The organism is Kribbella sp. NPDC056951 (assembly GCF_042674205.1).
Taxonomy (GTDB): Bacteria; Actinomycetota; Actinomycetes; order Propionibacteriales; family Kribbellaceae; genus Kribbella; species Kribbella yunnanensis.
In genome coordinates this window covers 78,769-84,954 of sequence record NZ_JBHUQZ010000022.1, presented here as the reverse complement: position 1 = coordinate 84,954, position 6,186 = coordinate 78,769, and the positions used below count along the sequence as shown (strand labels likewise).

The 6,186-nt window shown below is 67.1% G+C and carries 3 protein-coding genes; 1 reads left to right on the top strand and 2 read right to left on the bottom strand.

Annotated elements, in window-relative coordinates; genetic code table 11:
* The first annotated feature begins 803 nt into the window (after positions 1–803).
* Positions 804–2,303 (top strand): DUF222 domain-containing protein, encoded by a 1,500-nt coding sequence (locus ACFTSF_RS41580; RefSeq protein ID WP_380161131.1) that lies wholly within the window; start codon positions 804–806, stop codon positions 2,301–2,303.
* A 299-nt stretch (positions 2,304–2,602) separates the two neighbouring features.
* Here ACFTSF_RS41580 and ACFTSF_RS41575 read toward each other — a convergent pair whose 3' ends face one another.
* Both ACFTSF_RS41575 and ACFTSF_RS41570 read right to left on the bottom strand, forming a co-directional pair.
* A complete protein-coding gene (locus tag ACFTSF_RS41575; protein ID WP_380161129.1) occupies positions 2,603–5,569 on the bottom strand; it encodes a UPF0182 family protein in 2,967 nt (988 codons plus the stop codon).
* Positions 5,566–6,183, bottom strand: coding sequence for a PPA1309 family protein (locus ACFTSF_RS41570; RefSeq protein WP_380161127.1), 618 nt, complete (start codon positions 6,181–6,183; stop codon positions 5,566–5,568). The genes ACFTSF_RS41575 and ACFTSF_RS41570 overlap by 4 nt, the downstream gene beginning before the upstream one ends.
* Positions 6,184–6,186 lie beyond the last annotated feature (3 nt).

The following is a 6,186-nucleotide window of genomic DNA, read 5'->3' as shown; positions in this document are numbered from 1 at the left end:
CCACCACCGACCGCAACACCTACAAAACCACCCACACCATCCACATCCTCGACAGTTGACAACCACCCCACAGCCCTAACTAAGCGGCATTGGGGTTCACCCACCAAACGGGGCTCTTGTGCTTGATGTGTGGGTTGGGTACGGCGGGCGGTGGCTGAGGTTCGCTGCCATGCGGCCGGGGTGTGCGGCGCTGGTTGTTCGCCGCTGCGGCAGACAGGTATGTTCCACACACCTCGCGCAAAGGGGCGGCGGTTCGGGCGGGCTCACCTGTCGGACCGCGGTGGGAGGTGGAGCGCGGTGCATCTTGTGCCGGACAGGCCCAATATGCGCCCCGCACTGCAGATTTCGGGAACGAACGGGTGCGGGTAAAGGTTCGCGGATGGGTGACTGCCGCACGGGGCTGGCAGTCGGCATCCGTGCAACAGCAGAAACCACCGCGATGGGTTGGCTGACAGACTGCCTCGTCCCTCGGCAGCAACCCAAGCCCGTCAGCCCCAGGTAACGCGCACCTCTGACCGCCGACCTCGCCAATCGGCCCAGCCATAGGCCGGCGCCCGCCACACCTCCTCTGTAAGCCGGCCGCAGCGGCGAGCAACCAGCGCCGTAGGTTCCCGGCCGCACCCGAGTGAAACCCCAGCCCTGCCGTACCCCACAAGACGGAGTCAGCCGCACTCACACGCCTTGGCGGGCGACCTGTGGGCAAGTTGAGCGAGCAACGAGCCCACACCAACAGCCCACACATCCCTTACAAATAAGGCCTTCTGAGCTCGAAAACTGTCGGTGGAGGTGTCTAAGCTTTGAGTATGGAGATCTTGGCGATGCCCCCGGTGTACACCCAGAGCAGCAGCGAACTGCTGACCGCTCTGGACACCGTGCAGACCGCCAAAGCCCTGCTCAAAACCTACGAACTCCAGATCCTCGGCCGCCTCGACGAAATGGGCACCGCAAGCGAACTCGGCGCCCGCGACACCGTCGAACTGGTCTCCGAACGCTACCGCCTCGACCGCGCCGACGTCCGCAAAGACCTCACCTTCACCACTGCACTGCGCAAGTACCCGGTCGTGGCGGCCGCGCTACCAGATCCCGCCGATCCGTCGAAGCCGTCGGCCGTGTCTCCTGAGCTGGCCAAGATCATCGTCGGGACACTGGAAAAGGCCCCCGCGTCCGTCCCGGTCGAGACCCTGACCGTCGCCGAAGAACAAATGATCGAAGCCGCGCGCGTCTCCAACCCCCGCCAGCTCAGCGAGTTCGGCCAGACGGTGCTCACGAGACTGGACACCGACGGCCCGGAGCCGGCCGAGGACGAAGCGATCGCGAAAGAGTACCTGCGGCTCCGGCAGACCGAAGGCGGCGTCAAGTTCCACGGATTCCTGGCCGGTGCCAGCGGCGAACAATTCAAGACTCAGATGCACCAGCTGTCCAAGCCACACAAGACGATCGACGGCGAACCAGACCCGCGCACTCTCGACCAGCGACAGGCCGACGCCCTGAAGGCGACCATGGACGCCGCCGCCGGCAACCGCGACTACCCAGGCGTCCCGCACCTGACCGTCACCATCGACTTCAACGACCTCAAAGCCGCCACCCTCGCCGCTGCTCCGGTCGCCCTCGGCGGCAGCACCGGTACGACGAGCGGCGCGGTAGGCGAACTCGTCTTCGGCAACAACCTCTCGGCCGGTGCGGTGCGCCTCCTCGCCTGTGACGCAGCCGTCCTGCCCATCGTCCTAGGCGGCGACTCCCAACCCCTCGACGTCGGCACCGAACAACGCTTCGTCAACCGCTACATCCGCCGAGCCCTCAACAAACGCGACAAAGGCTGCGTCATCTGCAAAGCCCCACCTTGGATGTGCCACGCCCACCACATCATCCACTGGGCTGAGGGAGGACCCACCAGCCTCCAAAACCTCGCGTTGCTGTGTGCGGCCCACCACCGCGCCGTCCACAACGGCCAATGGGCCATCTCGATCACTACAGCCGGCGTCCAGGTCACCCGCCCCTCCTGGGCCGATCCACCACCGATGACGGACCGCGACACGCTCGCGGCCCTGATCGGCTGGGTCACCCCTGCCCCCACCAGCAGCGCGAGTGCAAGCAGCGCCGATGCTGGTCTGGTCGGCGCTGGTCGGGTCGCTCCGAGCACCACGCCGACTCACGAGCAGCCCGGTCGGCTGCCGGCAGCCAGCACTCTTCCCAACCCGGCACTGGCTGCTATCCGTGAGGCGCTCAAGGCCCGATTGACCTCCCTGGTCCCCGACCAGACCGATCCCTGGTCCACCAACGCCGCCCCAACAGCCGGACCGTAAGAACCACCAGCCTCTTTCCACCAACACCACCGCGGCAGCCGGCCCCAGGCCGGCCCGCGGACCTCCCCATGCCCAACCCAGCCACCCGCCACCCGCCATGACCATGACCATGACCAGCAACCGCAACCCGTCAGCCCCGAGTATGTCGATGTGGTTGCTCTCAGCAACCATCACGGGCGGTGCCGGGAGGCGTTGGCGGCTGACGCCTTCGAACCTGCGCTGCTGGTCAATGCGAGAGGCGGTGACCCCGGTCGTTGCCGGTGTCACCGCCTCTGGTGAACTGCTGTTGGTCGCCGGGATCAGCCGGTGGGTGAGCTCGGCGGGGTGGAAGGCGCGGTCGACGGTGTCCCTGAGGGGTTCGCGCTCGGGGTCGGAGTCGGTGCGGCGCCTGCGGCGGCGGCTCGATCGACTGCGGCCTTCATCTTGTCGATCTCTCGCGCGTAGCCGGCCAGGTCACCAGCCTTCAAGGCAGTTTGCGCGGCGGTGTAGGCCGCCTGTGCCTCGGTGAGGGCTTCCTTGATCGTCTGGTTCGCGGGCGGCTGGTTCGTCGGCGGCTTCGGGTCCTCGCCGGTGTCGACGGTGGTGTCGAAGACCTTGGTCAGCGCCTCCTGCAATGTCGAACCGTAGGCGACCCGATCACCGAAGGAGACCAGGACGTAGCGCAGCACCGGATAGCTACCGGCTCCACCGGTCCGGACCGAGTAGACGGGCTGCACGTAGAGCAGACCACCACCCAACGGAAGGGTGAGCAGGTTGCCGAACTGTGCTTTCGTCCCGCTGGACGGCTGGTTGATCGGGAGGAGCGCCGATCTGATCCCGTCGTCGGTCTGGAACTTGGTGTACACCTGCCCGGGCCCGGGGATCTGCACGTTGCCGGGCAATCGGAGGATCCGGAACTTGCCGTAGTCCTTCGAGGTCGCCTCGGCATCGACCGCCATGAACGCGGTGAGGTTCTCCCGCTCCGCGTTCGGCACGTAGACCGAGGTCAGCGAGAACTTGGGGTCCGTCTGACCGGGCATCCGCAGTGAGAGATAGAACGGAGGCTGATTGTTTTGCACCGACGAATCCGTGTTCGCCGTGACCGCCGCGGTCGGGTCGGCCGGCACGCGCCACAGGTCGCTGTTCTGGTACCAGGTGGTCGAGTCCGTCACGTGGTACTTGGCCAGCAGGTCGCGCTGGACCTTGAACATGTCCTCCGGGTAGCGCAGGTGCGACATCAGGTCCGGCGAGATGTCCGAGCGCGGCTTGACGGTGTTCGGGAAGGCCTTCATCCAGGTCTTCAGCACCGGGTCGCTCTCGTCCCACGCGTACAGCTCGACCGAGCCGTCGTAGGCGTTCACGACCGCCTTGACCGAGTTGCGGATGTAGTTGATCTCCTCGCTCGGCTGCTGCGCGATCGTGCCGCGGCCCGTGGTGGTGTCCCGGGTGCTGTCGTCCAGGGCGACCTTCTGCGCGTAGGGGTAGTTCGCCGAGGTGGTGTAGCCGTCGACGATCCAGACGACCTGTCCGTCGACGATCGCCGGGTACGGGTCACCGTCCGGTGTCAGCCACGGCGCCGCCTTCTCGACCCGCTCGCGCGGGGTGCGGTCATAGAGGATCTTCGAGTCCGAGTTCACCCGGCTGGACAGCAGCAGGTTGGCGTCGCGGAACTTGGTGGCGTAGAGCAACCGGTTCCCGAAGCTGCCGATCCCGACGCCGCCCTTGCCGTCGTAGGTGTTCAGCGTCGGGTTACCGCCGGTCGTCCCCTCCGGGGTGTCCAGCTCGACGGCCTGGCCGCCCTTCGGGCCACCGACGATCGAGTAGTCCGGGGACTTCTCGCCGAAGTAGATGCGGGGTTCGTAGTCCCCGAGTTGTCCGGTCGGCGGCAGGTCCTTCTCCGTCCAGACCGGCGTACCGTCCGCGGCGCGCTGGTTGCCGTTCGCGGCGACCACCCCGTAGCCGTGGGTGTAGACGGTGTGGTCGTTGTTCCAGTTGCGCTGGCCGGCCGGCAGCTTGTCGATCTGCACCTCGCGGACCGCGATCACGGTGTCGGCGGTCTTGTTGCCGATCTTGTAGCGGTCGACGTCCAGATCGGTCGGGAACGAGTAGAAGCCACGCACCTGCTGCAACTGCTCGAAGGTCGGGCCGACGACACTGGGGTCGATCAGCCGGATACCGGGCAGCACCTCGGCGTCCTGGGCCAGCTCCGAGGGCGTGGCCGTCGTCTTCGCCTTGTAGTCGATGACTTCGGTGCCCTGCAGCCCGTAGGCCTGCCGGGTCGCCGCGATGTTCTTGTCGATGTACGGCGCTTCCTTCACGGGCTCGCTCGGGCGGACGCGCAACTGCTGCAGCGCGGCCGGCCAGAGAGCGCCGAGGAGGATCGCCGACAGGATCAGCACCACCGTGCCCACGCCGGGCAGCAACCAGGTCCGCCGGACCACGTTCGCGAAGAACAGCACGGCACACAGCACGGCTATGACAGCCAAGATCTCCTTGCTGGGCAGGACGGCGTTGTCGCCGGTATAGGAGATACCGGTGAACAACCGTGCCTTGCCGGTGGTGAGGCCGTAGCGGTCGAGCCAGTAGCTGAATGCCTTCAGCAGGACGAGCAGACCCAGCAGCACCGAGAACTGCACCTGCGCCGCGCCCGAAGCCTTCTGCCCCTTGGCCGACGGGCGGAAGCCGCCGTACAGGTAGTGGGTGATGATCGCGGCGACCAGCGACAGCAGCACGATCGAGTAGCCGAAGCCGAGCAGCACGCGCAGCCACGGGTAGTCGAAGACGAAGAACGCGATGTCCTTGTTGAAGTGCTGGTCGGTGACACCGAACGGCGTCCGGTTCCGCCAGGCGAGGAAGACCTTCCACTCACCCGACGCGGCCGAACCGCCGAAGATCAGCATCAGTACGGCGACCACGCCGATCGCGATCTTGCCGCGCTGCTGGAGCAGATCGCCGTACCGCTCGAAGCCTGGGCTCGGCGATGGTGCGAGTGCCACCCGCGGCCGGGTCCGGAAGGCCACCACGACGTTCGCCACGACCGCGGCGGCCATCACCAGGCCGACCACGACGAACAGCAGCACTCGGGTGCCCAGGACGGTGCTGAACACCGAGCCGAGGTCGACCGAGCGGTACCAGAGACGCTGCGTCCAGACGTCGGTGAAGACGCTGAACAGGATCAGCAGCACGATCAGGGTCGCGATCGTCGGCAGCAACGCCCGTGGGCGTCGCCCGGGATTTCGATCCGCCCGACGCGGCTCGTCCGGCATGTCGTAGACGCCGTCACTCATGGTCGGTTCTCCTCGTCGTCACTGCTGCCGTCGACCCCAGGACCCGCGCCCGGCAGCTCGCCGGTCGAGGGTTCGAATGTCAATGACAGTACTTCGCACAGCGTGGGGACCAAGTCGGTGCCGGTGAGTACGGCGCTGTCCTCGTCGTGGGAGCGCAGCCGGACGGCGCCGAAGCGGTCGCCCTCACGCAGGACGGCCGCGACCATCCGGACTTCGTGGCGGCGTGGATCACTGCCCGCCATCCGGGCGAGCTCGGCGTCGGTCTCGGTGGCGGACAGACCCGCCTCGGCCGCGGCGGGGAGAACGATTCGCTCGATGGCGAGAGCGCAACCGCTGACACCGTCGGGCCACTCGATCCGGGCCAGCGCGTCGGCCAGGTGCTCGTCCTCGAGCACACCGGGCAGCTCGCCCTGGGCGACCGGGGTGAGCGGCTGGGACAGGTCGTCGGCCCCGAGCTCGGCGGCCAACTGGGGCTCGGCCCGCAGCAGATCGTCAGTGGGGACCAGCGCGAACAATTGCGCGGGCTGGTCCCAGCCCGCGCTGCTCACGTGCTTCTCGATCTCTATCACCGCTCGGCTGAGCGCGTCAGGAGGCAGGATGCCTACGGATTCCATACC

What these genes read in the sequence shown, in the direction of transcription:
- ACFTSF_RS41580 (WP_380161131.1), top strand. Translation starts at nt 804, where the DNA reads ATGGAGATCTTGGCGATGCCCCCGGTGTACACCCAGAGCAGCAGCGAA.
- ACFTSF_RS41575 (WP_380161129.1), bottom strand. Translation starts at nt 5,569, where the DNA reads ATGAGTGACGGCGTCTACGACATGCCGGACGAGCCGCGTCGGGCGGAT.
- ACFTSF_RS41570 (WP_380161127.1), bottom strand. Translation starts at nt 6,183, where the DNA reads ATGGAATCCGTAGGCATCCTGCCTCCTGACGCGCTCAGCCGAGCGGTG.